Raw genomic sequence first — 26,955 nt, forward strand, 5'->3', positions numbered from 1 at the left:
TGATTTCCTGAGGTCGAACGGCCTGTCTGGTTTCGTGGGCAGGTTTTTATTGGTTGCCTGGAACCCGTGCCCGCTACAGGGATGACGTGTACGGGGTCGCCGTGGACCCATCCATGGGGGCTTAACTTCGGCATCCTGCCTCAGATATCCCCGTACACGTCACCCCTGCATCGGTCACTTACCCTGGTAGCCAGGGTCTCACTTGCCATTAAAAAGGGCTTACCCCTGGTTGGTGATAAGCCCTTTTGTGCTGGGTCGTGTTACTACGCCTTACTTGATGATGCGTGCGGCCGCGTCGTTCAGGGCGGCATCAGCGGACTGACGGCCTTGGACGATGGCGGTCAGGGCGGCTTCGGTGTTGCTCCAGAAGGCGGCCATTTCCGGGATGTTCGGCATCGGTTCGGCGTTCTGCCAGACGGCGTAGGCGTTGGCCAGGGTTTCGTTGTTGGCCGACAGTTGCGCCATGAAGTCTTTGTGAGTGACGGCACCCAGGGCGCGGTCGTCGTTCACGGTCTTCAGGCCGTCTTCGGTCAGCATGTAGTTTTCGATGAACTCGACCGCCAGGTCCTGGTTGGGGCTGGAGGCGTTGACGGCGGCTGAGAGGACGCCGGTGAAACCACGGCCGCTTTCGCCGTCCATGGTCGGGTACGGGCCGACGACGAAGTCGATGCCGGCTTTTTCGTAGTCACCCCAGGCCCAGGGACCGTTGATGACGCAGGCGACATTGCCGGCTTTGAATTCGGAATCGAACACGCCGTAGTCGACACCTTCGGGCATGACGCCGTCTTCGATCATGTCGCGGACTTCAGCCATGGCTTCGATGGAGCCGGGGTGGTTGACGCCGGTTTTCTTGGGGTTGTACTGACCGTTGATTTCTTCGAAGGCGTAGCCGCCTTTGACAGTCATGACGCCGTAGTTGAAGTAGGCGTTGTTGTACCAGTACAGCAGCGGTTTCTTGCCTTGCTCGGCCAGGGCCGGGGCGGCTTCGCGTACGTCTTCCCAGGAGGCGTAGGGTTCGTCGACGATGTCGGTGTTACAGATCTGGGTGGGGCCTTCGACGGCGATCGGGTAGCCGTAGGTTTTGCCGTTGTAGCTGACGGCGCCCCAGAAGTCGTCCAGCTTGGAGCGAACGCTGTCGCTCGGCTCGACCGGTGCGATCAAGCCGGATTTGGCCCAGTCGCCGAAGCGGTCGTGCGCCCAGATGAAGATGTCCGGGCCTTTGCCGATGGCGGCTTCTTTCTGGAATTTTTCGGTGACGGCGTCGGGGGTTTCGACGGTGACGGGGACGCCCAGTTCTTCGGCGAAGCGGTCACCAACGGCTTGCAGGCCGTTGTAGCCTTTGTCGGAGTTGATCCAGACGACCAGTTCGCCTTCTTCCCAGGCGAGGGCTTGGCCGGCGGCGGAGACACCGGCGACGGCCAGTGCGGTAACGAGTGCTTTCTTCATCATATCCGTGCTTCCTATGTCTTTATTGTTGTGGCAGGTACAACCCTGAGACGCTGTCTAAAGTACCCAAGGCACCCGGACGGGCCTAGGCGGGTTTTTCGGTCGTCGCTGAAATTCCACCTGCTCCAACCCGTCAACCATCCACTCCGACTTCGGGGTGGATTCACGGCTCAACCCCGGGGTGGAACCCGGCGCGACCGCCTTACACACTGAACCGCCCCACCAGGGAACGGACTTCCTCGCTGATATCGGCCAGCCGCACCGCGGCTTCCTGACGGTGGCTCGCGTTGGACGCCAGGTCGGTGACCTGGGTGCTGATCCGGCTGATGCTGTGATCGATCTCGTCGGCCACCTGGCTTTGTTCGCCGGAGGCCTGGGCGATCTGTCGATTAAGATCCGTCATTTGCGCGACCAGTTGATTGATGGCGGTCAAGGTTTCCGATGCCTGCTGGATGGACTGGACGCTGGATTCGCCACTGGTCTGGCTGTGCTCGATGTCGCCAACGGCGGTGCGGGCCCCCTGTTGCAGCCGTTCGATCATACCGTTGATCTGTTCGGTGGACTCCTGGGTGCGTTGCGCGAGGCTGCGCACCTCGTCGGCGACGACGGCGAAGCCCCGCCCCTGTTCGCCCGCCCGGGCGGCTTCTATGGCGGCGTTCAGGGCCAGCAGGTTCGTCTGTTCGGAAATGCCGCGAATGACATCGACGATACTGCCGATGCTTTGGGTCTCCTCGGCCAGTTGGGCGACACCGTCGGCGGTTTTGGCAATGCGTTCATTCAGAGCGTCGATGCCGCTTACGCTGCGACGCATTTCTTCGAGGCCGCGATCGGCCGTTTGCGAGGCTTCGCCGGCCAGACCGGCGGCCTGGTCCGTAGTGTCCTTGATGTGGGCGGCGGAGGTGGACATTTCGTTGGTGGCCGTGGCGACTTGTTCGGTCTCCTGCTGCTGCGCCCGGACGCCGGCGGTGAAGTCCTCGCTGCCGGCCTTGGCCTGGCTGGCGACCTGATAGACGGCATCGGCACTGTCGTTCAGTTGCGTCACCATGGATTGGAACTTGGCCAGCATGGAGTCGAAAGCCTGGCCGATCTGTCCGAGTTCGTCGCTGCGCCGGTAGTCCACGCGTTCGGCGAGGTTGTTGTTCGCTTCGACGCTCTGGATCTTCCGCGAGACGTAGCGGATCGGTCCGAGCAGGCCACGCAGGAACACCAGCCCCATAACGCCGCCGATCAGGATGGCGAACACCGCCACACCCACGGCGAACCGCTGGGTACCGACCACGGCCGCCGAGATGGCTTCGCCACCCTCTGCGATGGACTGCCCTTCGCGCGCCACTTCACGAGCGGCTTCGGTGACCTGCGCCAGGGAATCGGCCTGTTCGTCGGTGTACTGATCGCGCAGTTCGCCCAACAGGGACTCCATCGCCACGGCTTCTTCGCGTACGCCGTCGCCCATGGATTTCCCCATGGCCACCGAGTTGGTCTCATAGAAGGTGAACATGCGCTCGGCAAAGGTGGTGAACATCTCGGAATGCTCGCGGATCTCGTCGTAGATCGCCTGGTTGCCGGGGTCCTGCTGCTCAAGTTGGCCCACCAGTTCAAGGAAGCCCTCGTGCGCGACCCGGCCGGACTCGATCGAATCGATCAGCAACGTCAACGCCCCCTGGAAATACCAGTATTGCATCTCGCCGACCCGATTAATGGCCTGGTTGATCAAGCGCACCCGGTCGACCAGGCTTTTCTGCCCTTCGATGCGAGCCTGCTGCGACCGGGCCAGTTCTAGCTGACGATCGATCAGGCCGGCCTGTTGGTCCACCCGGTCATTGACGCCGGCGATCTGCCGGATGACCACACTGTTGGCCACGACGACCAGCAGCGCGAAGGCCGCCAGCAGGGCGATGGTGCGGGTCTTGATGCTGAAACCGCGACGCAGGGCCGCGAAACGGGATTGGGATCGAGCCATGGAACCCCCTTTATGGCCAGGGCGTGACGCCCTCGATTCTTGTTGGATGGGCATCATCCGAGTCTAGCCGGAACGATGGGAATGGAGAGATAGAAAGGGATTGGACTTAGAGAGGGGGTCGAGTTTTTCGAACGATGGTTCAGCGAACGGCGGGATCGACTCCGGCGGCCACCAGGCGGGCGCGCACGCGGGCCTGAACGGTGTCTTCCGGATCGGGCAGGCCGGTCAGCAGCCACAGGGTGCCCGTCGGGCTGGTCCGGGTGCGCACGACGCGCAACTCTTCATCCAGCCAGGTCAGGATGACCTCGCGGGCGGTATCGGTATCGTCGCCGTTCAGGTGGCCGAACCAGTCTTCCAGCCATTCCAGCGCCATGGCCTGTTGGATTTCCAGTCGACCGGTTTCGATGCGGTCCTGGGTGGAGGTGGTGTCGCTGGGCGGTACGGACGTCAGGCGGGTTAGATGAAAGCCATCGACGGTTTCCCCGCATATAAAAGCCGGGGCGGGCGTGCGGGAGCTGTCGGGGAAGGTGCATCGGGTCAGCTCCGCGTCCATGCCGTTGGTCACGCAGCCGGCCAGTGCGAATGTCGCGGCAAGGGTGCTGAGGCGGCGGAAGGCGATGGACATAGCGACGGCATCCCTGGGTCAATGGCTTTGTTACACAGGGATTATGGCAGTTTGGGTGGGGAATGAAAGGTGGTGTGGTTGATTGGAGGCTGGGCCCGTGCCGGAGGTGGGGGAGGTCTCGAACAGCCCTGTAGGGTGGGCACTGCCCACCATCGGTGGTTGGATGGGCCGCCGAATTAACCATAGATATCCTCATGGTTAAATCGAACAGAAGGTGGGCCGTGCCCACCCTACGGAGAATGCCTCTGATCAAACCGTGATCCCAGCCGGTTTGCCTCCAGCCTTAGAACAGAATCCGCGCCCGAATGGTCCCCTTCACCTCACGCACTTTCTCCAATGCCTTCAATGAGCATTCCTGCGCGACGTCGATCACCACGTAACCGACCTTGTCTTTGGTCTGCAGGTACTGACCCATGATGTTGATGTCGTTCTCCGAGAAAATACGGTTGATCTCGGACATGACGCCGGGGATGTTGTGGTGAATGTGCAGCAGCCGGTGTGCATGAGGGTGCGCCGGCAGCGCCACTTCCGGGAAGTTGACGGCGGAGAGGGAGGTGCCGTTGTCGGAATAGGTGGCGAGCTTCTCGGCGACTTCGATGCCGATGTTGTACTGCGCTTCCTGGGTGGAACCACCGACGTGCGGCGTGAGGATGACGTTGTCGAAGGCGCGCAGGGGAGAGACGAATTCGTCGTCGTTGCTGCGCGGTTCGACGGGGAAGACATCGACGGCGGCGCCGAGCAGTTTCTTCTCCTCCAGCGCGCCGGCGAGGGCGTCGATGTCGACAACGGTGCCACGCGAGGCGTTGATGAAGATGGCGCCGGGTTTCATGCGGGCAAACTGGTCGGGGCCCATCATCCATTTGGTGGAGCTGGTTTCGGGGACGTGCAGGGTAACCACGTCGGCTTCTTCAAGCAGTTCGTTCATCGAGCCGACCTGGCGGGCGTTGCCGAGCGGCAGTTTGGTGACGATGTCGTAGAAGAGCACTTCCATCCCCAAACCTTCGGCCAGAACGCCGAGCTGGGTTCCGATATTGCCGTAGCCGACGATACCGAGTTTCTTGCCCCGAATCTCGAAGCTGTCGGCGGCGGATTTCATCCAGCCGCCGCGATGCGCGGAGGCGTTTTTCTCGGGAATGCCGCGCAACAGCAGGATCGATTCGGCCAGCACCAGTTCGGCGACAGAGCGGGTGTTGGAATAAGGCGCGTTGAAGACGGCGACACCGCGAACGGCGGCGGCATCGAGGTTGACCTGGTTGGTGCCGATGCAGAAGCAGCCGACAGCGACGAGTTTGTCCGCCGCTTCGAATACCCGCTCGGTCAGCTGGGTGCGCGAGCGAATACCGATGAAGTGGGCGTCTCGGGCTTTTTCGACCAGATCGTCCTCGGACAGGGACCCTTTGTGGTATTCGATGTTGGTGTAGCCGGCCTTGTGAAGGGTGTCCAGGGCGCTTTGGTGCACGCCTTCCAATAACAGGATTCGGATCTTGCTCTTATCCAACGAATTCTTGCTCATGCTCAGGCTCTTGGTGCAGGTGGAAAAAGTGGGTGGCGCGCGGATGATACCACAGCCCGGGGAGCGAACGAGGAGCCATTTGTGCAATGAACTGTTGTGGCCGGGGCATCATTGGGAGGTACATTTCTGGGTTCGTTACCGTGCCAGAACCCGCACCGGCGGCCGGGTAGACCTATACAGGGTCGCGCGGGATGCCGCCCACTCAACCCATCCATGGGGGCTTGACGGCCGTGTCCGACCGCCATGGATGGCGGGAGTGCCGGTTTCGCATGGAGCAAATAAACCGGCCGGGCGGCCGACATCCCTGTATAGGTCTACCCGGCCGCCGGCGCTAGCCTTTAGCGCACTCCAACCTCTGGAATCGACCTGACGATCATTTCCCGGAACACCGATCGGATCTGCAACTATGAGTATGTGGGTAATAATCCTGCACCCAGCCATCGGCCATATCAACATGGCAACAGGCCAACACTTCTTCACGCAGCAGGGCTCGGCCGCGACTGACCCGGCTCTTGATCGCGGACAGGGATACGCCTTCGGCCTCGGCCAGAGGCTTGAGCCGTTGACCGTCGAAATCGGCGGCCAAAAGGGCCTCGCGATAGTGGGCCGGCAACCGCTCGGTCATGGGCCGCAGACAGCTCGCGAGTGCCTGGTGCAGCAGAACGGCGTCGTCTTCCTCGCCGGCCGGCAGGTCGTCTGGTACTACATCCGTGCCCTGCTTTTGGGTGCGCCAGTGATCGATCAGGGTGGTCCGGGCAGCCCGATACAGCCAGGCGGGTAGATCGCGCGGTGGGCGATCCTCCCGGATGGCTTTGAGGGCTTTGATGAAGACGTCCTGAACCAGGTCTTCCGCTGTACCGGCATCGCCCAGCTGGCGCTGCAGGTATTGCGTCAGGGCCTGCCGCAATTGGCCGTAGGCCTGGTCCAGTCCAGTCTCAGGATCCTGAGTTCGAGTCATCCGGTCTCCCGTTCAATGGTCATGAATCAGCAGCATGACCCGCCGGCTGGCGCGCTTTCGCCGGCGTTCGCATCCGACGTTTCCGGACGGCAGCAGGCGCCGTCCGCGGTGGCGATGTCGTCGCCGTAGCGTACCGCGGTGGACAGGGTTTGGAAATGCTCCCAGCCGAGCCCTTGCGGGTCCACGGTCCAGTGTTTGTCGCTGTGAGCATAGCAACACTGGGACTCACCCTGATCGAAGACATCCTCACCGGCGGCGGCTTCGGCCAGTTCCCGAATACCGGCCAGCTCCTCGGGGCTGTCGACCTGAAAGCCGAAATGGTCCAGGCCGGCCTGGCTGCCCCGGGTGGAAATGGCGAAATTGATGCGCGGGTCGTCCAGCATCCATTTGGCGTAATCGGTTTCATGCCGGGCCGGTGGCTGGCCGAACAGATGGCTGTAGAACTCGATATTCCGGTCGAGATCGGATACGGACAAATGCACGTGAAAGCGTTTCATGGGGTCTCCTGTCGAGATCAATGAACAAGGGGTTCATGGATAAAGACGAAGGAGACCGAAAAAGGTCGCAGGATTTCGCGAAAAAATCACTTCAGGGTTTTACGGAATACCCGGATCATGGCGACTTCCTCGTAACCGGCCTTGTCGTGGGCACGTGGGCTCAGTGGGTAGTCGTTGTTGGTGTCCGAATAGGCGGTTTCGATCCAGTTATGCAGGAACCAGTCTTCCAGTACATCCATTAACTCGTACGCCACCTTGTCGCCACGCCAGTTGGAATCCACATACCAGCCTTCAACATGACCGTAGGGCTGCCGGGTCGAACCGCGCAGCGCCCCCTCGACCAACCCGATCGGCCGGTCGTCCGCCCAGGCGATGAACGCCACTTGATGCGGGTCCGCGACCAACTCGTGACACTCCTCCACCAGCGTTTCCCGCTGATTGTCCGGCCACAGGGCAAGGCGCAACGCCACCCAGGATTCCAGATCGGCCACGGTCGCCTCTCGAATATCGATATCCGCCATCGTTTCATTCCTTGTGTCAGACAAGCTGACCAGTTTATGGCCAAGTCTGGAGCCCCACAAGCGATCGAGAAGCCAAGACCCTGCTATGCTTTTCGCAGCGCCAGTACCGACCACCTGACAGGAGGAAGCGCGATGAAATATATCTTCGAAGTGCACATCAAGGAGGGGTACCGCGCCGAGGACTACGCCGACGCCTGGGTCCGCGCCAGCGAGCTGATCCAGCAGGCACCCGGTGCGCGTGGCACAGAACTGCATCGCAAGATCGGCGACCCGAACACCCTGATCGCCATCGCCCACTGGGACAGCAAGGAACAGCGCGATGCCATGGAGTCGAACCACAACCCCGACGTCGCCCGCATCATCAAGAGCGCGGCGCCCTTTTGCGAGATACGAACTCTGGGTGAGTTCGAGGAGCCCGAATGGGTGGTGAATCCCCCGGCGCGTGAATAACGGGTGTTTCCATACCCATCTTCGCCGTTCCGATTAACCACCGAGAACGGTTTGAACAAACCACCGTTTTGATTGCCGGGCTCCCCGACCAATCAACCCTCGAAACTGAATCCTCCATCCGTAATGCGCACAGCCTGTCCGGTCGCGGCTGACTGTTGTGCCGCCAGGCCGATCACCACCGCCTTCAGGCCGTCCTCGACCGTCACTTCAACCGGCGCGCCTTCTGTGACCGCCTTGAAGAACCCCAGATGCTGGTAAAAGGTCGAACCGTTGTGGTCGCCTGCGGCGAGCAATTCCGGGTCGACCGGGATGTCGGATTCGATCGGGCCTTTCGGGTCGCGGGGGCTCAGAATGACCTTGGGCGTCGGTGCTTCGCCCAAGTGTTCCGGCCAGAACCGGCCCGGACCCGGCACCAGGCATTCCACCTTGGCCTTGGGCCCAACCGCGCTGATCTCTTCCTGATAGCGTGACCCTTCGGCGAACATGCTCAGCTCCAGCATGGCGCGCTGGCCGCCCGCAAAATCGAGAATGACATAGGCGTTGTCGAGGATGTCCGGTGTGGCGCCATCGTATTGCTCGTCCAGATGGTTCACGTTCTGGCCGGCACTGGCCATGACCCGGACCACGTCATCCTGCAACAACAACCGCATCAGATCGAAAAAGTGGCAGCATTTCTCGACCAGTGTACCGCCGGTGTTGGCATTGAAGCGGTTCCAGTCGCCCACCTTGGGCAGAAAGGGGAAACGGTGTTCGCGAACACTGAGCATATGGGTCGGCCCCAGATCCCCGTCATCGATGTGCTTGCGCAGTTGGGTGATCGGTGGCATGTAGCGGTATTCCATGGCCACCCAGACCGGTGCCGGGTGACGGGCAACCGCCTCACGCACCGGCTCGACCTGATCGAGCCGGGTCACCAGGGGTTTTTCGATCAGGATCGGCAGCTCGGTCAGTTCCAGCAGCGTCAGCAATTGCTCGGCATGGCAGTGATTGGGGCTGGCGACGACCAGGGCGTCGAGATCGTTGAAGCTGCAGAGGGATTCGACGCTGTCGAGAAACGTCACATCCGGAACCAACTCGCGACAGGCATCGCGCATGGCCGGGTCCGGTTCGACGATGGCCATCACGCGCGCGCCTTCAATCAGGGCCAGGTTGCGCAGGTGCTCCTGCCCCATCATGCCGCAGCCCAGAATGCCGTAATTCAGGTGTTTCATCACCGGTACTCCCCTTTGGTCTGGATACCGGGCGCACGCGCCCGGATGTCGGTTTCGGAGTCCGGCAGGAGGGTCAGGACAGTCGGGAAATGTAGCGCACGATGTCCGGGTCGAACCAGGTGCGCGAAAATTCCTCGATGCGCTCCTTGTTGGACCAGCTCAGGCGTTCCACGTAGCCAACCATATCGCCCGCTTCCTTATTCAACAGCTTGGCCACCCAGTCGGGGGCTTTGGTGCAGCTGATGCGGTCCTCGATGTGGGTGATCCAGAAGTCGAAATGATCGCGATAATGCTTGTACAAACTCTCGTGCAGCACTTCGGCGTTCAGGTTCGGGTCGTGTGCCTGGTTGATCCACATCTCTTCGCAGGCCCCGGGCGTCTTGTTCAGGAACCTCAGGCGTCGGATTCGCCACAGGGGCGTCTCCGGTGGCAGCGCCAACTGGTCGGCGACGGTGGCTTCGGTACGGCCGTCGACCGAGAGAATGTCGGCATTAGGCATGCCGCCTCCCTCGATCAACTCCAACCGAAACAGCTGGTAAATCGCCTTGTCGTTCAGGGTGGACTTCACATAGGTCCCCGACCCCTGACGACGCTCCAGCATACCGTCCTCTTCCAGTTTGGCGAGTGCCTTGCGCAGGGTTCCGACGGCGACACCCAGTTGGGCGGCGAGGTCGGCTTCGACGGGCAGTCGCTCTCCTACCGGATAGTGACCCGCGGCAATCTCGCGATGCAGCAGTTCACTGATCTGAATGTAGAGGGGCAGGCGTTTGGCATTGTTCTTGTGGGCTCTGCTGATGTTCGTCATGCGGACTTCCGGTTGCTGTCGATCATGACCCGGACTGGCTGGGCCGGAAAACCGCCTAGCATGTCCCAGACCGGGGGTCGGCGGCAAGCATACCACAGCCGTTTCGACCGCCCCTCAAATAATTCATTCACTATTGATTTACATCAACAGAATACATTGCTAGGGTATGGATGCAACCGATTTCTGAATTGAGTCTTCCCAACAAACAACAGCGATCTGAGATAGGATTAAGACTCAATTCACCACTGAAAACGTTCCCGGCGATTGCCGGCAACCGGAGTTTTGACATGCAGAAACTCACGCTCCCCAACAGCGATGTCCAACTCAGCCGTCTTGTCTATGGCGTCTGGCGTCTGGCCGACGACAGCGACACCTCGGTCGACCATGTCCGCCGCAAGATCGACGTCTGCCTCGACCAGGGCATCACCAGCTTCGACCACGCCGACATCTACGGCAATTACGAGTGCGAAGCGGTATTCGGTCAGGCGCTGAAAGCCGACCCGGCGTTGCGCGACCGGATGGAACTCATCTCCAAGTGCGACATCGCCCTGAACACCGACAAGTTTCCCGAGCGCAAGGTGAAGTATTACGACACCAGTGCCGCCTACATCCAGAACAGCGTCGAGAACAGCCTGCGTCACCTGCACACCGACCACCTCGACCTGCTGCTGATCCACCGGCCGGATCCGTTCATGGACCCTCAGGAAACCGGCCCGGCACTGGATGCCCTGATCGACAGCGGCAAGGTCCGCGCGGTCGGTGTATCGAACTTCGACGCACCCGACTGGCGACTGCTGCAGTCGTGCATGAGCCATTCACTGGTGACCAACCAGATCGAAATGAGCGTGCTGGAACGCAGCGCGTTCACCAACGGCACCCTGTCGGACATGCGATTGGATTTATTACAGCCGATGGCGTGGTCGCCACTGGCTGGCGGGCAATTGTTCGACAATGACTCGGCGGCTGCGATGCGCGTACGCCCGCTGCTCGAACAACTGGCGGCCAATCACGAGCACCGGGTCGACCTGGCGGCGTTCGCCTGGTTGCTGGCGCATCCGGCCGGCATTGTGCCGGTGGTCGGGACCAACAACCTGAAACGCATCGAAGGCTTGGCCGGCGCGCTCGACATCACCGTCAGCCGCGAGCAGTGGTATGAAATCTGGACCGCGGCCGCGGGCGAGGAAGTGCCCTGATCGACGTGACTCCGGTTGCCACCCGTCGGCGACCGGGCTCGATACACAACCGATAAAAGAAGGCCGTTACCCACAACGGCCCACCGTGCGAGGTTCAACAATGACAACTAAGAACCGCTCGCACCGGTCACGGAGAGGATGCGCCCGATGAACGCTTACCTCTTCATCCTGACCGGGTTGCGCAAACTCAACACCGGGTTGATCCGAATCGGACACTCCATCGCCTGGATCTGCGTCGCCTTGATGGTGGCGTCGATCCTGTTGCAGGTCGTGTTCCGCTATGTGTTCAACAACGCCCTGCCCTGGCCGGAAGAAGCGGCCCGGGCGCTGATGATCTGGATGATGGCCCTGGTCGCCGCCGGCGCCTATCGCCAGGGGTCGTTCGTCGCCATCGAGATGCTGCACGACTTCATTCCCAGGGCGGCCGCCCGACTGTTGAGACTGTTCCTCCATGTCTGTGCGCTGGTGGTGCTGTACTACCTGTTCACACTCGGTCTCGAATATTTTCAGCGCGGGTTCCGCACACGTGCCGCCAGTTTCGATCTGCCGCGCGCCTGGATCTATCTCGCCATGCCGGTCTGCTTCGGCACCATGTTGCTGGTCAACATCGAGATGTTGATGAAGGACGTGGGTCTGTTGCTGTTCAAAGGATTCGCCTCACGCTTGCCCGAAGGTGAAGACAGCCACCCCACCCCTGTTGTATCCGAGTGAGGCCCCGATGCTGATTCTGTTTTTACCCCTGTTTCTGATTCTGTTGCTGATCGGCCTGCCGGTATTCTTCGCGACCTTGCTGGCCCCCGGTGCCATGCTGGTGTGGGAGGGGATGGACCGTGACCTGCCCCTATTGTTCCGCAACATCTACAACGGCATCGACTCCTTCCCGTTGATGGCGATTCCGTTTTTCATGCTGGCCGGGGAACTGATGAACCAGGGCGGCATTACCTTGCGCCTGGTGCATTTTTCCCAGTCTTTCATCGGTCATGTGCGGGGCGGCCTGGCACACGTCAACATCATGTCCAGCATGTTGTTCGCCGGCCTGTCCGGCTCCGCCGTGGCGGATACCTCGGCGATCGGCTCCATGCTGATTCCGGCGATGGAAAAGAACGGCTACAAGCGCAAGTTCGCCGCCGCGATCACCGCCGCGTCCTCGGTGATCGGACCGATCATCCCGCCGTCCGGTATCATGATCATCTACGCCTACACCATGGAGATCTCGGTGGCGGCTTTGTTCGCCGCCGGACTGGTGCCCGGCGTTCTGATGGGCGGCGCGCTGATGGCCGTCACCGCCATCATGGCCAAGAAATACGACTTCCCGGTGGCCTCGGAGAAACACACCTGGCGTCAACGGGCGGGCAGCACCCGCAAGGCCATCCTGCCGTTGCTGACACCGGTCATTATTCTGGGTGGCATTCTCGGCGGTATCTTCACCCCGACCGAAGCCTCGGCCGTGGCCGTGGGTTATGCGCTGGTACTGAGCGTGTGGGTCATGCGCACCGTCAAGGTGTCCGAATTGCCCGCCATCTTCACACGCAGTGCCAAGGCATCGGCCGTCGTGTTGTTACTGGTCGGCTCCGCGATCACGTTCAAAACCGTGGTGAGCCTGTCCCACGCCGCCGAATCACTCGCGTTCTGGGTGCTGTCGATCAGCGAGGTGCCCTACATTCTGCTGTTCATGATCAACATCATGCTGTTCATCATCGGTATGTTCCTCGATGCCGGCCCGGCGATCATCATCCTGGGCCCGATCCTGGCCCCGATTTTCATCGAACTCGGCGTCGATCCGGTGCACTTCGCCATGATCATGAGCGTGAACCTGACCGTGGGCCTGGCGACACCGCCGATGGGGCTGGTGTTGTTCGTCGCCTCGAGCGTATCCGGCGAACGGGTCGAATCCATTGCCAAGGCCATCCTGCCGTTCCTGGCGGTGGAGATCGCCGTAATTTTCCTGATCACCTTCGTGCCGGAAGTATCCCTGACGGTACCGAAGTGGTTGGGACTGGTGAAATAACGGGTTCGACGAACCCGATGAATCCGACGTTCGGCCCCCCGGGGCCGAACCGGTTACCGATGGCGCGACCATCGATCGTGAAGTCAAGACAATAACAATGGAAGACGACAAGAGGAGCCAGCTATGAGCTTGGACACCAGAAAAACCTTGATTGCCAAATGCGTGGGCGCCGTGACCGGCACCGTTCTGAGTATGGCGATGGGCGTCGCCAGCGCGGCCGACTACAACCTGCGCGCTGTGGCCAACTCGAATGAAAACGACGAGGATTACGACGGCCTGGTCGTCTTCAAGGACTTCGTGGAATCACGGTCCAACGGTCGCATCGCGGTCGATCTCTACATCGGTACCCAACTGTGCGCCAACGGCACCGAGTGCCTGCAGGCGCTGGAAGACGGATCGGTGGACATCTACATCTCCACCTCCGGCGGTGCCGCCAATATGTATCCGTACGTGCAGGTTCTGGATCTGCCGTACGTACTGCGCGACGACCGGGTTGCCGAAACCGTCTTCCAGGGCGATTTCACCCGCGAGATGCGCGACGCCATTCTGGAAGATTCCGACGAGCGGGTCCGCCTGATGACCATCGGCAACACCGGCGGCTGGCGCAACTTCGCCAACACCGAGAAAACCATTCAGGAACCCGACGACATGGAAGGCATGAAAATCCGCACCATCGTCGCCGACCTGCCGCAGGAACTGGTCAAGGCCATGGGCGCCAGCCCGACACCGATCCCCTGGCCGGAACTGTTCACCTCGTTCCAGACCGGCGTAGTCGAAGGCTCCAAGAACGGCATCACCGACGTCATGGGCATGAAATTTCCCGAAGCCGGGCTGAAGCACATGACCCTGGACGGTCACGCTTACATGGCGGCGTTGTGGTACATGAACAACGAAGTCTTCATGGACATGCCGGAAGACCTGCGCCGTGTCGTCGTGGATGGTTTCGATGCGTTGCAGCAAGCCACCTTCGCGTCACCGAAGCGCAAGTCCATCCAGGCCTACCAGGACTTCGCCGAAGCCGGTGGTGAGCTCTACGTGCCGACGCTGGAAGAAAAAGAGCAATTCCGTGAAGCCGCCGCCCCGGTGTACACCTGGTTCCAGGAAAACATCGAAGACGGCGAGAAGTGGTACAACCTGCTCGCCTCCGAAGCGGAAGAAGCCGAGGAAGCGATCGAAGCTCAGTACGAGCAAGACCTGATGTAAGGGGAGTTTGGCGAGCCTTCGGGCTCGCCCTTTTTTTTTCCAATACCGACCCGGTGGTTACCGAAATGGATACAACAAGGGTTTGTAATCCTCCACCAGAATTTTGGCTTGCTCGATTTGTTCGGGCGTCATCTTTTTCACGACTTCTTCCTGACTCATCGCCGCGTCCGGATCGCCACCGATCGCCGACAGGACATACCACATATAGGCTCGAACCAGTTCCGGCGCCTCGATCCCCCGGCCGACTTCGTAATACCAGCCGACACCGGACTGCGCACCCGGATGCCCTTTCATCGCCGAACGCAGATACCATTCAAAGGCACGCCGGTCGTCTTTTTCGACGCCCAGCCCCATGGCGTACATCACACCAATCAACTCCTCCGCCGTGGCATTCCCGGCGGCCGCCGCCGGAAGGAATTCTTCCATCGCGGCATCGAATTGATCGGCCTTCATCAGACGCAGGCCTTCCTTCACATCGGCCTGAGTCGTCATCGAACCGAACGATAACACCAGACCGGTTACGATCGAGGTCGACAGGGATTTCATCGTCATTGTTGTACTCCCGGTGTCGTGAATAATAGAGGAGATTGGTTTTGAACAATCCAGAGTCAACAGGTGACCAGCGCCGGCTACCGGACAGACCTATGCGGGGATGTCGGCCGCCTGGACGGCGGCCGTCAAGCCCCCATGGATGGGTTTACGGCGACCCCGCATAGGTCTGTCCGGTAGCCGGTGCGGGTTTTGGCACAGCAGCCGACTTTGCAGTCTTAGTCGTTGGAATGGATCTATCCATTCCGTCAATATAACAAGAAAAGCGGGGAAAACCATGATTGAAAAACCGCTCCGTTCAATGCTGTTCATCGGTGTATTTTTTACCATGGCTCAGGCATCGGATTTACCCCGAGCCCTGACCGATGACGACTTTTACCCGATCGACATGGACCAGGCCCGACTAGGTCAATTGCTGTTTTACGACCCGGTACTCAGCGGCAACCGCAACATCGCCTGCAGCACCTGCCACCATCCGGACTTCGGCACCTCGGACGGCTTATCGCTCGGCATAGGCGAAGGCGGTCAAGGCCTCGGCCCGCAACGGACATCCGGTTCCGGTGAATCCAAGGTGAAAAAACGCATACCGCGCAACGCACCGGGGCTGTTCAATCTCGGGTTTCGCGGCTGGGAGGTTCTGTTTCACGACGGTCGGCTTTCAACCAGCGACTTCTACGCCAGTGGTTTCGACTCACCGGCTCTCGAATTTCTGCCCACCGACCTGCGCAACATCGTCGCAGCTCAGGCCCTGTTTCCGATCACCTCCGAATTCGAAATGGCCGGCGACACCAATGAAAACGAAGTGCTGGGCGCCGTGCGCCGACGCATCGATTACGGCTGGCGTGTGCTCGCCGAACGCGTACGTGGCGTTGGCGGCTATGAACCCGGGTTCCAACGCGCCTTCGACGACGTCGACCAATCCGCCGACATTCGCATCAGCCACATCGCCAATGCGCTCGCCGCCTTCATGGAATTCGAATGGCGCGCCGACGACAGCCCCTTCGATCGCTATTTGCGCGGTGATGAAACCGCCCTCACCGACACGCAAAAAACCGGCATGCGGCTTTTTTATGGCGAGGCCCAATGCAGCGGTTGCCACAGCGGCCCACTGCAAAGCGACCAGCAATTCCACGGCCTGGGTTTGCCACCGCTGGGACCGGGACGCACGCGCGCCTTCGATCACAAAGCGCGGGACATGGGTCGCATCAATGAGACCGATCGCCTGGCCGATCGCTATCATTTCCGCACGCCCAGCTTGCGCAATGTGGCCGCCACCGCGCCCTACGGTCACAACGGCGCCTACGCCACACTGGAAGGCATGATTCGCCACCACCTGAACCCGGAAGCGGCTCTGGATCGGTACGATCGTGAACAATTGATTTTGATCGACGACGATTACCTGAATCGACACGATTTCCTGGTGTGGCAGGATGCACGGGAGATGGCCACCATCCGGAACAGCATCAGCATCGATATTCCAGAACGAACCGATGCCGAGATACATGCTCTGGTGGCGTTTCTGGAGAGTCTGTCCGACGCCACCAGCCTGGGGCATCGGTTGGGCATTCCCGATCGGGTGCCCAGCGGTTTACCAGTCGACCAATCAACCGTAGAAGACGAGGTTCAGGCCGTAGCCGCCCACCATCAGGACGATAAAGAGCACCAGTGACAGCGCCAGCGGTTTGGTGCCGGCCTGGCGGATGGTGGCCCAGCGGGTCTTGATGCCGAGCGCCGCCATAGCGATGGCCAGGCTCAGTTGGGACGCGAGTTGCAGCCCTTCCAAGGCCAGTGCGGGTAAGGAAACGACGCTGTTGAATGCGGCCGTGGCGATGAACCCGAAAACGAACCAGGGCACCGGAATCGGCCGGCGCCGACCCGGCTCGGCGGCTTCGCGGAACATCAGACTGCCCAGAGCAATGACGACCGGAGCCAACAGCATCACGCGGATCAGCTTGGCCACCACGGCGTTCTGCATCGCCTCGCCGCCGATGGACTGTCCGGCGGCGACGGCCTGCGCCACCTCATGCACCGTGCTGCCGATGTAGATACCGAACAGGGACGGATCCATACCGGCGAAGCTGTAGATCACCGAGTAACTGAACATCGCCAGTGTGCCGAACAACACCACAGTGGCCACCGCCACGGTGACATCGCGCTCGCGGGCGCGCATCACCGGCTCGGTCGCCATGATGGCCGCCGCGCCGCAAATGGCACTGCCCACCGAGGTGAGCACCGCGATTTCGCGCGGCAACCTGAACAGCCGGACGCCGACAAAAATACCGAGGGACAACACGATCACGATGACCGCCATATCCAACAAGATGGCCTGGTAGCCGACGGACGCGATCTGCTGAAAGCTGAGGTTGAAACCGAACAGGATGATGCCGAGCCGCAGCAACTTTTGCTGGCAGAACGCCAACAGGGTGGCGTCGCGGTCGTTGTATTCCGGCCGGGCCAGGTTGCCGTAACCGATGCCCATCAGAATCGCCAACGGCAACGCGCTCAAGCCGATGGCGGTCAGCGTGGCGGTTTGCGCCAGGGCGGTGGCGGCAAAGGCGATGAGCAACAGGCGAATCAGCACGGGTCGGCTCCCTTATTCCAATTGGGGAGGACTTTAAAACCGGACGCTCTATAAGTATATTGGATATTTCTTATCCATCACTTAAGATTTTCCAATGAATCTCAGCCTGCGCCAACTGCGCCTGTTCGAAGCCACCGCCCGCCTCGGCCGCCTGACCCTCGCGGCCGACGAACAGGCCATCAGCCAGTCCGCCGCCAGCCAGGCGATCAAGGAGCTGGAGCGCCAGCTCGGCTACGCCGTCCTGGACCGGATCGGGCGTGAATTGGTGCTCACCGACGCCGGCCAGCAGATTCTGCCCCGGGTCCGGCAGATCCTCAGCCTCAGTGACGGCCTGAACCGGGCCGACGACCACCGCATCGCCGGCACCCTGCGCGTCGCCGCCAGCGTGACCATTGCCAGCTATCTGTTGCCGACCATGATGGCGCGGTTCCAACGGCGCTATCCCGACGCCTCGACGCAGCTGGATATTCTCAATACAGAAGGCGTATTGGAGCGACTGGAAAAAGGCCGTGCCCAACTGGGCATGATCGAGGGGCCGGCCCTGCATCCGACGCTCGACATCGTGCCCTGGCGCTCGGATCGTCTGGCGGTGTTTTGCGCACCGGATCATCCGCTCGCCTCCGGACCGACACCGTCGGTCGCAGAACTGGCCCGCGAGGACTGGGTGGTGCGCGAAGCCGGGTCCGGTACCCGGGCCGTGCTCGACGCCGCCTTTCAGGCGGAGGGCATGAAACCCCGGGTCGCGCTCGAACTGACGCGGCAAGAGGCGATCAAGCAATCGGTCCGGGCCGGCCTCGGCATCGGCTGCCTGTCGGCTCTGGCGATCGAGGACGAGGTAACGGCCGGCCACCTGGTGCCACTGGACACACCACTGAACCTGATGCGGCGTTTCTCCTGGGTATGCTCACCCGAGAACCGGGATAACGCCTTGGTTCAAGCGATGCTCACCCAGTTGGACTAAGCGAGCGAAGAATTCTTCGCGGGGGAAACGTCGATGGTGTGGGTTTCCGGTGCCGGCTCCAGCGGCGGGTGCAGCTCATCCGAGGTCACGGTCGCCAAATGGGACGAGACGTCTTCCTCGGTCACGGCGATGGCTTTTTCCAGCGCGGCGTCCAGCAGGAAATCCTGGATGGAACAATGCCAGGCTTCGGCGGCGCGCTCGAACAGGCGGTATTCGGCTTCGGTCAAGTGAAACTCAAAGGGGTGAACCTGACGGGCGGGTTCTTCGGATCGCATGGCCGTATCCTTTCCGGAAGTGATGACGCATCAGTTTAGACCAGATCTTCGCAGGCGCCGTTCGATAAGATCACAATTACCCGAACCGCAGCTCACAAATGCGGCCCATACCGCATCTTGATGCAGATCAAAATACCTCGTCTAGACTATGCCATGCTGATAGTCGAGGTCATCGCCCCTTGATGAGAACGGTGGCCGAACTCATACAGCGGTTATGGGAACCGCAAGTCAGGAGGTATACACCATGAGCAAGACAGTATTGGTGCCGGTGGACGGCTCCGAACAGTCCAAGAAAGCCATCGAGTTCGCTGCGGACTGGGCCAAGCACCACGACGGCAAACTCCACCTCTTCCATGTGCCGGAACCGGCCGCCGGTGACGAGGTCATGGTGTTGGGCGGTGCCAGCATTACGCTGCACGCCTCCCGCGAGGAACTGGAAGAAGCGGGTCATCAGATTCTCGAAGCCGCCGCCGGCATTGTCCGGGACCAGGGCGTCACCGATGTCGAGACCTCGCTGGAAATCGGAGATCCGGCCCGGAAAATCATCGCCAAGGCGGAAACCCTGGGCGTGGACATGATCGTCATGGGCACTCGCGGCCTCGGCGACTGGAAGAGCCTGTTGATCGGCAGCGTCTCGCACAAGGTCAGCCATCTCGCACCCTGCACCTGTGTAACTGTACGGTAAGCGACGTTACCGGACCGTGGCCTTCCGCCCCCGCTCTTTGTACCATTCGGGGCAGGAGGCGCCACGACCATGTCCGATCGCAACATCACGACCCGTTCCAGTTCGCAGGCCATTGACCGCTTCATCAAGCAAGCGGACAAAACCCCTGTGGTCGCTCGCCGCGAAGGCCGGCTGATTTTCGCGCTGGACGCCACAGCCAGTCGCCAGCCCACCTGGGACACCGCCTGCCAGCTGCAAAGTGAACTCTTTCTCGCCACCCGCGATCTTGGCGGGCTCGCCATCCAGTTGGTCTATTATCGCGGCTTCAAGGAATTCCACGCTTCTCCCTGGTTGACCCAAACCGAACGCTTGCTCAAGGAAATGAACCGTGTAACCTGCCTGGGCGGACACACCCAGATCGCCCGTGTGCTCAAACAGGCGATTCGCGAAACGCGTGAGCAGGCCGTCAAAGCGGTCATTCTGGTGGGGGACTGTTGCGAGGAGAAAGCCGACGACCTGTGTCAGCTCGCCGGTGAACTGGGCATGCTGCGCACGCCGGTGTTCGCCTTCCAGGAAGGCCACGACATCGACGCCCAGCGCGTTTTCCAACAGATCGCCCAACTCTCCGGTGGCGCCTACGTGCCCTTCGACCATCGCAGCCCGGCCGTACTGAAAGACCTGCTCGGCGCCGTGGCAGTATACGCAACCGGTGGCAAACAGGCGCTGGAAGACTTCCAGGCCCGACACGGCGGCGAAGTCAAACGCCTCACCCGGCAATTGAAGTGACATAAGGACGACCGTGAATCCATTCAGCCTGTTATTGCTGTTGCTCGCCCTGGGCGGACTGTTTCTCTACATCCAACGCCAACCGCCGCAAAAACGCGCCAGGGCCGCCGCCCAGGTTGTCGTCGCCCTGCTGCTCTTCGCCATTCTCTACCTGGCACTGACCCGGCGGCTCTATCTGCTCGGCGCCCTGCTCGCCTTCAGCCTGCCGTTCCTGCGGCGCCTGTTACCCATTCTGCTTCGCGCCCTGCCGTTTCTCGCGGTCTGGCACAAACGCCGGCAACAGCGCAAACAGAGCCAGGCCAACACCGGCCAACAATCCACCGTGCGGGCCGCCCTGCTGGAAATGGTGCTCGATCACGACAGCGGCGAGATGAGCGGCCGCATTCTCGAAGGCCCCATGACCGGCCGCGACCTGGCCGACCTCGGCGACGACGAATTCATCGAACTGTTGCAATACTGCCGTCAGCAGGACACCGAATCCGCCCGCTTGCTGGAAACCTACCTCGACCGCCGCTTCGGCGAAGCCTGGCGCCAGGACGACCCCGGCCAGACCACCGGCGACGACCACCAAGACTCAAGCGGCAACACCGGCGACGGCCGCATGACCGACACCGAGGCTTATGAAATCCTCGGTCTGCAACCCGGCGCCAGCCGCGACGAGATCATCCAGGCCCACCGCCGGTTGATGCAACGCCTGCACCCCGACCGGGGCGGCAGCCCCTACCTCGCCGCCCGCATCAACGCCGCGCGCAGCCATTTGCTGGGGGATTGAGGAGCCTCCGAACCCTTCCCCCGGGACTCTGGCATACCGGGGGACGCTGCCTCATCAGACCGGCAAGGCCTCAAGCTCGATGTGGATGCGCTCCGCCGGCAGGCCGGTCAGTTGCTCCACCTCATGCCAATGCGCATTGGCCACCGACACCACCTGATCCATCGCCCCCGGCCGATTCAGATCGGCCAGCGTATACCCGGTAGTGCGCTCCAGCACCCCCGGCCCCGCGCGCTCGAACCGCTCACGCAACGGGTGGTCTTCCAGATCCAGCCGCACCGTCACCTGAATCAGCCGTTCCGGCTCCAGATTCGCCGTCCGCCCGGTCCAGTTCAACTGCAACTCCGGCAGGCGTTTCGACTGCGCCGCCCGACTGCGACGCGCCATGGACGCCGCATCGCGCAGCAAATCCAGATCGATCGACAAGGTGTTGGACCAGAATATCAGCATCGCCTCATCCTCGGTCCCGTTCAGAATAAAATCGTCGATGGCGTCGTTGGACAAACCATGGTCCGGCGTGAACACCAGCCGCGTCCGCACGAGATTATGAACATTCTCGGTACTGGCACACCCCAGAACCTGGGCGAGAAAATGAGAGAAAAGCGTTGTCATCGAGCACCTGTGTCGTTCATCGGTGCTGATTCAATGGCGAGGGGAAAAGAGTAGATAAAGCAACGGCGCTTTAGCTGCATTTATATACCGCTCGCAAGTTACACATTAAATCAGCGGGTCAATTGTGACTCCAACTATATCAATATATTTTGATATAGCAACCTTGGAGTTGGTTCTGAGGGGAGGGTTCTGAGGAAATGGTTGAGTTCGGCGGCCCGGTGGTTGGTTATTCTTCGGTGCTTTGGGCCAGGGGTGGGGGTGTCCCTAATCCGGGTCGCGCGGTATGCCGCCCACTCAACCCATCCATGGGGGCTTGACGGCGCGCGTCCTGCGCACCGACATCCCGGATTAGGGACACCCCCACCCCTGACCCCCGAACGTGTATTGCCAACATTCGAACTGGCCACTTGCATGTAGGGCAGAAGAGCGGAGCGATATCTGCCATGGGAGTATAACGTGCCACAGGTCATCCAAAGACACGGTACATAAACCATGGCAGATATCGCCTGGAGCTCTTCTGCCCTACATATCACGGCTCCGCTGGCACCCAAACCACTAGGCACCAACCCAACCTCTGTTCTACGCTATTCGAACCAACCTCACAGCGGGAACGACCACCACCATGCGGCACTTTGACGACTTCATCGACCTGCTGAAAATACTCATCCGCGAACCCAGCGTCGTCGGCGCCGAACACGCCTTCTTTCGCGTGCTGCAACGGGAACTCGAAGAACGTGGCGCCCAGGTCACCTGGTACGAAGGCCTGCTCGTCGCCCAGGGCGACAAACCGCACAGCAACTACTTCTCCGCCCACATCGACCGCCACGGCCTTATCTGCACCGGCCCCAACGAATTCCAGTACGCCGCCTTCGTCGCCGGCAGCCGCTCCGACCTGCTCGGCAACTCCGTCTCCGAAGAACTGATGCGCAAAATCGTCGACCGCTTCTCCGACACCCCGCTGTTGGCCTACGAACCCTGGTCCGGCGCCTACCGGGGCGCCGGTGTCATCCGCGATACCTACATCTGCGAATACCGCAACAACCTCATCTTCACCGTCGACGGCCTCGAACACCTCGTCGCCGGCACTCCCGTCGCCTTTCGCGACCGCCTCAACCAGCAAAACGGCCTGCTCAGCGGCCAGCTCGACAACGTCCTCACCGCCGCCATCCTCGTCCACCTCTTCGCCCTCGGCTACCAGGGCACCGCCTTCTTCACCGCCCAGGAAGAAGCCGGTAAAAGCTGGCGCTACCTGCTCGAATGGTTCCGGCGTTTCGGCGGCACCACCAACCAACTCATCGTCGTCGACACCAGCCCCTACCCCGACCGCGAGACCGCCGACACCCAGGACATCGTCCTGCGCCACCGCGACGCCAACGCCGAATTCAACATCGAAACCACCACCGAACTCGAAGCCATCTGCCGCGACCTCGACATCCGCTACAGCTACAAAGACGACTTCATCCTCGCCCGCAACGCCCTCGCCGAACAACAAGGCCAGAAACCCGCCTCCCTCGGCAGCACCGAACTCGGCCGCATCACCGCCGCCTCCAACGGCCTCGTCCACGGCACCACAATGCAAATCCCCACCACCGGCTACCACACCATGGAAGAAACCGCCCAGGTCTCCGCCGTGGAAGCCTTCGTGGAACTGCTCAAGGCGGTGAGTAACCGCTGACGAACTACTGGTTAAAGCTAGGCCAGGTAGGGTGGGCACGGCCCACCAATGTCCAGGATGCGCCACGTCTGGACACCTTACAGCCAAAGGACAGGCTGGAGCCGATGTATCCTTCCATGGTGGGCCGTGCCCACCCTACGCGAGTACCCGCCAATTACAGGCAGTGGAACCGGATGCGAGAGCAACCACGGACCCAAGCGACCGGCGCCGGGGTAATGCATCAGGGGTAGTGCGCAGCAGGGATGCTGCGGTCTAGCCCCCATGGATGGGTACACGGCGGCCCCGATGGGCCTACCCCCGGCACCGGTCGCGGACCACTGGCACCAATAACCACTGGCACAATAACAAACCCTTGCACCCACCCCACTTCTGTATAAAATTTCGCCTCCCCAACCCACGACAACCCCGATGAAACTGATCTCCTTCGACGTGTTCAGAACCCTGGGCTTCCCCAACGTCCAGACCCTCAAACCGGAACATTTCTTCGCTCACAAAGACGCCCTGGCCGACGCCGACTGGGTCCTGTTCCCCGGCTACTGGCAACTCAACGCCCTGCTCTACGGCCTCAACTGTCGCATCTTCCCGAGCGAAGCCAGCTACCGCATCGGCCATAACAAAATCGAAATGACCCGCGCCTTTGAAATGGTCGCCCCGGAACACACACCGCTGACCCTGATCGAGCCCAACGGCCCGACCCAGCGCGACCTGCTGTGGGACACCATGACACTGCCGTTCGTCGCCAAGAAACCGAAAGCCAGCATGGGCGAGGGCGTCTGGTTGATTCAAAACCGGCTGGATTGGGTGCGGTATTGCGAGATCACCGATGTGCTGTATGTGCAGGAATACCTGCCGATCGAGAAAGATCTGCGCATTGTTATCGTCGGGGACAAAGTGATCACCGCCTATTGGCGACACCAGGCGGATCAGGGGTTTTACAACAACGTCGCACGCGGTGGCTGGGTCGAATACGGTGAGGTGCCGCAGGCGGCACTGGACCTGGCGATGCGGGTAGCCACGACGCTGGGAGTGAATCACGCCGGGTTCGATATCGCCATGGTGGGCGATTACCCTTATCTGATCGAGTTCAACCGGTTATTCGGCAACCAGGGCTTGAACAAGGGAACGGAACTCCGGGACGCGATCCTGGCCTATCTTGAGCGCAATTCCCGACCGGAAGATCCGGACAGTCCCGGCACACCGCCAGGGGACTTTCCAGTGGCGGTTTAACAACCGCCTTTTTCCAGGATCAGCCAGCGCCCTTCAACCGCCCGGCCTTTCTCCAGCCGGATCATCCCGGCTTCATCCAGCACACAGGGGTTGGGTAACAGAGCTTCCCGAATCGCATCGCCGTCATGCTGGATCCGCGCCTGCGGCTGGATCTGCTCGTGCCGACCTTGCTCCAACGTGATCACCACGCGACAGCCACCGGGCAACTTATCCACCAGCGATCGTAACCAGTCGGTGGCGTTCGGCAAATAGATCAGCACATCCATCAACAGCACCAGGTCGGGCTGTTGATGTTCGGGCGCGAGCCGGTCGAGAAAGTGGCCATCGTTCAGACTCGCGTGGTGGAGCGCGGCGTAACACCGCTTCTTCTGAGCCAGGGCCAGCATGGCGTCGCTGAGATCGACACCGACGAGGGTGGCGTTCGGCCATTCGGCTTTGAGGACCGGCCCAGCGAGGCCGGTGCCGCAACCGAGATCCCAGATGAGGTCGGGCTCGCCGAGGTGATTCAGATGCTCCGCCAGCCACCGCGGCCCCCGGTAGTCGAGATGACCGAGCAGACGTTCCTCGAAACGCGGCGCGGCCTCGTCGTAGAGGTGTTCGACGTAGTCGATGTTGTTGGTTTCCGCGATCCGGCCTTCCAGAGCCTGCGCCAGGTAACGCGCCGTGGCGTCGTCCGGGTGTCGCTCGAGGTGGCGGCGGTATCGGGTTAAGGCGGCCCCGGTACAGCCGGCGTCGGCGAGGGCATCGGCTGCGTCGAGATCGTGCCCGCCAAGGGCGCGGTCGGCTTGTTGTTCGGCCTTCGAGTCACCGGTCAGCACGGCGAGCACCAGATGTTCCAGACGGATACCAAGATCAGGGTGCTCGGCCTTGTCCAGGGTGGTTCGGGCGGCGGCGTAATCACCCTGTTGGCGAAGCGCCGTGGCCCAACCCAGGGTAAATTCCGTGTCGCCGGGCGCCCGTCGACTGGCTTGTTCGAAAGCCTCGGCCATGGCCGCGAAATCCCGACTCGCCTGCTGGGCGTAACCGAGGTTGGCCCAGAAACCGGGGTCGGCATCGGCCAGGGCCAGCGCTTTGCGGGCGGCGTCGACGCTCTCGTTCGGGCGACCGAGGCGCAGCAGGGCGACGGCCTGATTGTTCAGGATGTAGGGGTTTCCGGGCTGGAGCCGATGCGCCCGCGCCAGGGCCTCCCGGGCATCCGCAAAGGCTTCCCGGTGCAGGTGGACCACGCCCATCAGGTGCCAGGCGTCCGCATTGTCCGGTTCCTTTTTCAACCAGAGTTTGAGCCGGGCGGAGGCCGGGCTGAGCCGATCTTGCTGGATCAGCTGCAGGATTTCGGTCGCTTTGGTGGTCGCGGTCATCGGCTTGGGTCCGGCGTCGGTCAACAGGCGTGGCGGGATAATAGCCGATTCCGGGGGTTCTACGGGAGGGGGTTATAACTGGTTGTTTTTTAACGTCTTTTCGATCTTACCGACGGGAGCGCCTCGGCGCCATCGCCTCCCAGCTTATTCACACAGTTATCCACACTTTCTGTGGGTAAAGGCACTGTCAAACCGTCTTGCCCGAGCTTGTGCCCCCGCGAGCCTACCCCATCCTCTGGTACACTGTTTTTCTTCAGACACTCGAAGGACGTCCTGGATGAACCTCTTCGCCATGCGGCGCGGCTATTGGCTGACGCCCGCCATCATCTACATCAACGCCGCCATCTTTCTGTTCACCGTGGCCTATACCCAAAGCATCATGTGGTTCCCGGCCCGGGCCCTGGTCGAGCTCGGCGCCAATTTCGGCCCCTTGACCCTGGATGGCCAATGGTGGCGTTTGCTGACCAGCGTCTTCCTGCACGGTGGCCTGCTGCACATCGTGTTCAACGCCATCGTCCTCGCCAACATCGGCATTTTTCTCGAACCGCTGCTCGGTCGGGTCTCCTTCATCATCGTCTACCTGCTGACCGGCCTGTTGGCGAGCACCGCCAGCCTGGTGTTCAACGACAACGTGGTCAGTGTCGGCGCTTCCGGCGCCATTTTCGGCATGTACGGCTTCTTCCTGGCGCTGCTGACCACCAACCTGTTCAAGCCGGACTTCCGCAGCATGTTCCTGAAGAACACCCTGGGTTTTGTCGGTCTGAACATCGCCATCGGCTTTTTCGGGCCGATCGACAACGCCGCGCACATCGGCGGTTTGGTGAGCGGGTTTGTATTGGGGTATGTGTGGCTGCCCTACGTCCGGCGGCGCGCCCAACGCCAACGCCCCGGACCGTTTTAACCGGCGAACTGAGGCTATCGTAGGGCAGAAGAGCCCGAAGGGCGTTATCTGCCGAATGGGTACCCTGCCACCGGCATAACCCACAACCGTAGGGCAGAAGAGCTCCAGGCGACATCTGCCGAGTGGGCGAAGCCCACTGAGTTGCCTCTAAGAAATCCAATGGCAATTCCACGGCAGATATCGGCGAAGCCTCTTCTGCCCTACAAA

Annotated in this window: 27 protein-coding genes; 13 read left to right on the forward strand and 14 right to left on the reverse strand. The window is 61.2% G+C overall.

The genetic code is table 11. The features are described from left to right. Nucleotides 1-270 precede the first annotated feature (270 nt). The 7 genes from malE to IE111_RS21445 all read right to left on the reverse strand — a co-directional run bounded on the left by malE (nt 271) and on the right by IE111_RS21445 (nt 7,520). Nucleotides 271-1,449: a maltose/maltodextrin ABC transporter substrate-binding protein MalE gene (gene malE, locus IE111_RS21415; RefSeq protein ID WP_189612712.1), complete on the reverse strand. Its 1,179-nt coding sequence runs from the start codon at nt 1,447-1,449 to the stop codon at nt 271-273. Nucleotides 1,450-1,648: 199 nt separating this feature from the next. Next, nucleotides 1,649-3,406 carry a methyl-accepting chemotaxis protein gene (locus IE111_RS21420; RefSeq protein ID WP_189612714.1) on the reverse strand — a complete coding sequence of 586 codons (1,758 nt, stop codon included), beginning with the start codon at nt 3,404-3,406 and terminating at the stop codon, nt 1,649-1,651. Between the two features lie 139 nt (nt 3,407-3,545). Beyond that, complete coding sequence (locus tag IE111_RS21425; protein ID WP_189612716.1) at nt 3,546-4,031, reverse strand: hypothetical protein; 486 nt, start codon at nt 4,029-4,031, stop codon at nt 3,546-3,548. Between the two features lie 283 nt (nt 4,032-4,314). After that, a complete protein-coding gene (gene serA, locus IE111_RS21430) occupies nt 4,315-5,544 on the reverse strand; it encodes a phosphoglycerate dehydrogenase (protein WP_189612718.1) in 1,230 nt (409 codons plus the stop codon). A 373-nt stretch (nt 5,545-5,917) separates the two neighbouring features. After that, nucleotides 5,918-6,502, reverse strand: coding sequence for a sigma-70 family RNA polymerase sigma factor (locus IE111_RS21435; protein WP_189612719.1), 585 nt, complete (start codon nt 6,500-6,502; stop codon nt 5,918-5,920). Nucleotides 6,503-6,528: 26 nt separating this feature from the next. Next, nucleotides 6,529-6,999 carry a VOC family protein gene (locus IE111_RS21440; RefSeq protein ID WP_189612721.1) on the reverse strand — a complete coding sequence of 157 codons (471 nt, stop codon included), beginning with the start codon at nt 6,997-6,999 and terminating at the stop codon, nt 6,529-6,531. Between the two features lie 86 nt (nt 7,000-7,085). Next, nucleotides 7,086-7,520 (reverse strand): GNAT family N-acetyltransferase, encoded by a 435-nt coding sequence (locus tag IE111_RS21445; RefSeq protein WP_189612722.1) that lies wholly within the window; start codon nt 7,518-7,520, stop codon nt 7,086-7,088. Nucleotides 7,521-7,652: 132 nt separating this feature from the next. On the opposite strand from IE111_RS21445, the gene IE111_RS21450 reads away from it, so the two are divergent. Then, nucleotides 7,653-7,970 (forward strand): antibiotic biosynthesis monooxygenase family protein, encoded by a 318-nt coding sequence (locus IE111_RS21450; protein WP_189612724.1) that lies wholly within the window; start codon nt 7,653-7,655, stop codon nt 7,968-7,970. A 92-nt stretch (nt 7,971-8,062) separates the two neighbouring features. Here the strand turns inward: IE111_RS21450 and IE111_RS21455 are convergent, their stop codons facing one another. Continuing rightward, nucleotides 8,063-9,181, reverse strand: a complete 1,119-nt coding sequence (locus IE111_RS21455; protein WP_189612726.1) for a Gfo/Idh/MocA family protein — start codon at nt 9,179-9,181, stop codon at nt 8,063-8,065. A 73-nt stretch (nt 9,182-9,254) separates the two neighbouring features. Further along, nucleotides 9,255-9,986 (reverse strand): GntR family transcriptional regulator, encoded by a 732-nt coding sequence (locus IE111_RS21460; protein WP_189612728.1) that lies wholly within the window; start codon nt 9,984-9,986, stop codon nt 9,255-9,257. Nucleotides 9,987-10,273: 287 nt separating this feature from the next. Here IE111_RS21460 and IE111_RS21465 point away from each other — a divergent pair, with 287 nt between their 5' ends. The 4 genes from IE111_RS21465 to IE111_RS21480 all read left to right on the forward strand — a co-directional run bounded on the left by IE111_RS21465 (nt 10,274) and on the right by IE111_RS21480 (nt 14,390). Then, the gene (locus tag IE111_RS21465; RefSeq protein ID WP_189612730.1) at nt 10,274-11,179 is read left to right on the forward strand and encodes an aldo/keto reductase; all 906 of its coding nucleotides are present in this window, start codon (nt 10,274-10,276) and stop codon (nt 11,177-11,179) included. 147 nt (nt 11,180-11,326) lie between these two features. Then, entirely contained in the window at nt 11,327-11,890 is a 564-nt protein-coding gene (locus IE111_RS21470; protein WP_189612732.1) for a TRAP transporter small permease, read from the forward strand. A 7-nt stretch (nt 11,891-11,897) separates the two neighbouring features. After that, nucleotides 11,898-13,187, forward strand: coding sequence for a TRAP transporter large permease (locus IE111_RS21475; RefSeq protein ID WP_189612735.1), 1,290 nt, complete (start codon nt 11,898-11,900; stop codon nt 13,185-13,187). 123 nt (nt 13,188-13,310) lie between these two features. Then, a complete protein-coding gene (locus IE111_RS21480) occupies nt 13,311-14,390 on the forward strand; it encodes a TRAP transporter substrate-binding protein (RefSeq protein WP_189612737.1) in 1,080 nt (359 codons plus the stop codon). 57 nt (nt 14,391-14,447) lie between these two features. Here the strand turns inward: IE111_RS21480 and IE111_RS21485 are convergent, their stop codons facing one another. Then, nucleotides 14,448-14,942, reverse strand: a complete 495-nt coding sequence (locus tag IE111_RS21485) for a tetratricopeptide repeat protein (RefSeq protein ID WP_229805471.1) — start codon at nt 14,940-14,942, stop codon at nt 14,448-14,450. Between the two features lie 274 nt (nt 14,943-15,216). Between IE111_RS21485 and IE111_RS21490 the strand changes: the two genes are divergently transcribed. Then, the gene (locus IE111_RS21490; protein WP_229805472.1) at nt 15,217-16,608 is read left to right on the forward strand and encodes a cytochrome-c peroxidase; all 1,392 of its coding nucleotides are present in this window, start codon (nt 15,217-15,219) and stop codon (nt 16,606-16,608) included. On the opposite strand, the gene IE111_RS21495 is transcribed toward IE111_RS21490, so the two are convergent. Next, the gene (locus IE111_RS21495) at nt 16,543-17,520 is read right to left on the reverse strand and encodes a YeiH family protein (RefSeq protein ID WP_189612739.1); all 978 of its coding nucleotides are present in this window, start codon (nt 17,518-17,520) and stop codon (nt 16,543-16,545) included. The genes IE111_RS21490 and IE111_RS21495 overlap by 66 nt on opposite strands. A 94-nt stretch (nt 17,521-17,614) precedes the next feature. Between IE111_RS21495 and IE111_RS21500 the strand changes: the two genes are divergently transcribed. Continuing rightward, nucleotides 17,615-18,481, forward strand: coding sequence for a LysR family transcriptional regulator (locus tag IE111_RS21500; protein WP_189612741.1), 867 nt, complete (start codon nt 17,615-17,617; stop codon nt 18,479-18,481). On the opposite strand, the gene IE111_RS21505 is transcribed toward IE111_RS21500, so the two are convergent. Further along, complete coding sequence (locus IE111_RS21505; protein ID WP_189612742.1) at nt 18,478-18,756, reverse strand: type II toxin -antitoxin system TacA 1-like antitoxin; 279 nt, start codon at nt 18,754-18,756, stop codon at nt 18,478-18,480. The two genes, IE111_RS21500 and IE111_RS21505, sit on opposite strands and share 4 nt — an antisense overlap. Before the next feature lie 244 nt (nt 18,757-19,000). Here IE111_RS21505 and IE111_RS21510 point away from each other — a divergent pair, with 244 nt between their 5' ends. The 3 genes from IE111_RS21510 (at nt 19,001) to IE111_RS21520 (ending at nt 20,978) form a co-directional block, all read left to right on the forward strand. Beyond that, nucleotides 19,001-19,441, forward strand: coding sequence for a universal stress protein (locus tag IE111_RS21510; RefSeq protein ID WP_189612744.1), 441 nt, complete (start codon nt 19,001-19,003; stop codon nt 19,439-19,441). 69 nt (nt 19,442-19,510) lie between these two features. Beyond that, the gene (locus IE111_RS21515; protein ID WP_189612747.1) at nt 19,511-20,206 is read left to right on the forward strand and encodes a vWA domain-containing protein; all 696 of its coding nucleotides are present in this window, start codon (nt 19,511-19,513) and stop codon (nt 20,204-20,206) included. 13 nt (nt 20,207-20,219) lie between these two features. Then, complete coding sequence (locus tag IE111_RS21520; RefSeq protein WP_189612749.1) at nt 20,220-20,978, forward strand: DnaJ domain-containing protein; 759 nt, start codon at nt 20,220-20,222, stop codon at nt 20,976-20,978. 54 nt (nt 20,979-21,032) lie between these two features. Here IE111_RS21520 and IE111_RS21525 read toward each other — a convergent pair whose 3' ends face one another. Continuing rightward, nucleotides 21,033-21,587 (reverse strand): hypothetical protein, encoded by a 555-nt coding sequence (locus IE111_RS21525; RefSeq protein WP_189612752.1) that lies wholly within the window; start codon nt 21,585-21,587, stop codon nt 21,033-21,035. 622 nt (nt 21,588-22,209) lie between these two features. Here IE111_RS21525 and IE111_RS21530 point away from each other — a divergent pair. Both IE111_RS21530 and IE111_RS21535 read left to right on the forward strand, forming a co-directional pair. After that, nucleotides 22,210-23,262 carry a peptidase M42 gene (locus IE111_RS21530; RefSeq protein ID WP_189612754.1) on the forward strand — a complete coding sequence of 351 codons (1,053 nt, stop codon included), beginning with the start codon at nt 22,210-22,212 and terminating at the stop codon, nt 23,260-23,262. Between the two features lie 408 nt (nt 23,263-23,670). Further along, nucleotides 23,671-24,489, forward strand: coding sequence for an ATP-grasp domain-containing protein (locus IE111_RS21535; RefSeq protein WP_189612756.1), 819 nt, complete (start codon nt 23,671-23,673; stop codon nt 24,487-24,489). Here the strand turns inward: IE111_RS21535 and IE111_RS21540 are convergent. Further along, nucleotides 24,486-25,847, reverse strand: coding sequence for a tetratricopeptide repeat protein (locus tag IE111_RS21540; protein WP_189612757.1), 1,362 nt, complete (start codon nt 25,845-25,847; stop codon nt 24,486-24,488). The genes IE111_RS21535 and IE111_RS21540 overlap by 4 nt on opposite strands. A 277-nt stretch (nt 25,848-26,124) precedes the next feature. Here IE111_RS21540 and IE111_RS21545 point away from each other — a divergent pair, with 277 nt between their 5' ends. Next, nucleotides 26,125-26,748, forward strand: coding sequence for a rhomboid family intramembrane serine protease (locus IE111_RS21545; protein WP_189612759.1), 624 nt, complete (start codon nt 26,125-26,127; stop codon nt 26,746-26,748). Nucleotides 26,749-26,955: the final 207 nt, after the last annotated feature.

Source organism: Saccharospirillum salsuginis, assembly GCF_014651855.1.
In the GTDB taxonomy this organism is placed as follows: domain Bacteria; phylum Pseudomonadota; class Gammaproteobacteria; order Pseudomonadales; family Natronospirillaceae; genus Saccharospirillum; species Saccharospirillum salsuginis.

Coding starts and splice junctions, on each gene's coding strand:
- IE111_RS21435 (WP_189612719.1), bottom strand. CDS start 6,502: ATGACTCGAACTCAGGATCCTGAGACTGGACTGGACCAGGCCTACGGC.
- IE111_RS21510 (WP_189612744.1), top strand. CDS start 19,001: ATGAGCAAGACAGTATTGGTGCCGGTGGACGGCTCCGAACAGTCCAAG.
- IE111_RS21420 (WP_189612714.1), bottom strand. CDS start 3,406: ATGGCTCGATCCCAATCCCGTTTCGCGGCCCTGCGTCGCGGTTTCAGC.
- malE (WP_189612712.1), bottom strand. CDS start 1,449: ATGATGAAGAAAGCACTCGTTACCGCACTGGCCGTCGCCGGTGTCTCC.
- IE111_RS21505 (WP_189612742.1), bottom strand. CDS start 18,756: ATGCGATCCGAAGAACCCGCCCGTCAGGTTCACCCCTTTGAGTTTCAC.
- IE111_RS21445 (WP_189612722.1), bottom strand. CDS start 7,520: ATGGCGGATATCGATATTCGAGAGGCGACCGTGGCCGATCTGGAATCC.
- IE111_RS21475 (WP_189612735.1), top strand. CDS start 11,898: ATGCTGATTCTGTTTTTACCCCTGTTTCTGATTCTGTTGCTGATCGGC.
- IE111_RS21450 (WP_189612724.1), top strand. CDS start 7,653: ATGAAATATATCTTCGAAGTGCACATCAAGGAGGGGTACCGCGCCGAG.
- IE111_RS21530 (WP_189612754.1), top strand. CDS start 22,210: ATGCGGCACTTTGACGACTTCATCGACCTGCTGAAAATACTCATCCGC.
- IE111_RS21490 (WP_229805472.1), top strand. CDS start 15,217: ATGATTGAAAAACCGCTCCGTTCAATGCTGTTCATCGGTGTATTTTTT.
- IE111_RS21465 (WP_189612730.1), top strand. CDS start 10,274: ATGCAGAAACTCACGCTCCCCAACAGCGATGTCCAACTCAGCCGTCTT.
- IE111_RS21515 (WP_189612747.1), top strand. CDS start 19,511: ATGTCCGATCGCAACATCACGACCCGTTCCAGTTCGCAGGCCATTGAC.
- serA (WP_189612718.1), bottom strand. CDS start 5,544: ATGAGCAAGAATTCGTTGGATAAGAGCAAGATCCGAATCCTGTTATTG.
- IE111_RS21535 (WP_189612756.1), top strand. CDS start 23,671: ATGAAACTGATCTCCTTCGACGTGTTCAGAACCCTGGGCTTCCCCAAC.
- IE111_RS21485 (WP_229805471.1), bottom strand. CDS start 14,942: ATGACGATGAAATCCCTGTCGACCTCGATCGTAACCGGTCTGGTGTTA.
- IE111_RS21525 (WP_189612752.1), bottom strand. CDS start 21,587: ATGACAACGCTTTTCTCTCATTTTCTCGCCCAGGTTCTGGGGTGTGCC.
- IE111_RS21545 (WP_189612759.1), top strand. CDS start 26,125: ATGAACCTCTTCGCCATGCGGCGCGGCTATTGGCTGACGCCCGCCATC.
- IE111_RS21480 (WP_189612737.1), top strand. CDS start 13,311: ATGAGCTTGGACACCAGAAAAACCTTGATTGCCAAATGCGTGGGCGCC.
- IE111_RS21540 (WP_189612757.1), bottom strand. CDS start 25,847: ATGACCGCGACCACCAAAGCGACCGAAATCCTGCAGCTGATCCAGCAA.
- IE111_RS21500 (WP_189612741.1), top strand. CDS start 17,615: ATGAATCTCAGCCTGCGCCAACTGCGCCTGTTCGAAGCCACCGCCCGC.
- IE111_RS21440 (WP_189612721.1), bottom strand. CDS start 6,999: ATGAAACGCTTTCACGTGCATTTGTCCGTATCCGATCTCGACCGGAAT.
- IE111_RS21460 (WP_189612728.1), bottom strand. CDS start 9,986: ATGACGAACATCAGCAGAGCCCACAAGAACAATGCCAAACGCCTGCCC.
- IE111_RS21470 (WP_189612732.1), top strand. CDS start 11,327: ATGAACGCTTACCTCTTCATCCTGACCGGGTTGCGCAAACTCAACACC.
- IE111_RS21455 (WP_189612726.1), bottom strand. CDS start 9,181: ATGAAACACCTGAATTACGGCATTCTGGGCTGCGGCATGATGGGGCAG.
- IE111_RS21425 (WP_189612716.1), bottom strand. CDS start 4,031: ATGTCCATCGCCTTCCGCCGCCTCAGCACCCTTGCCGCGACATTCGCA.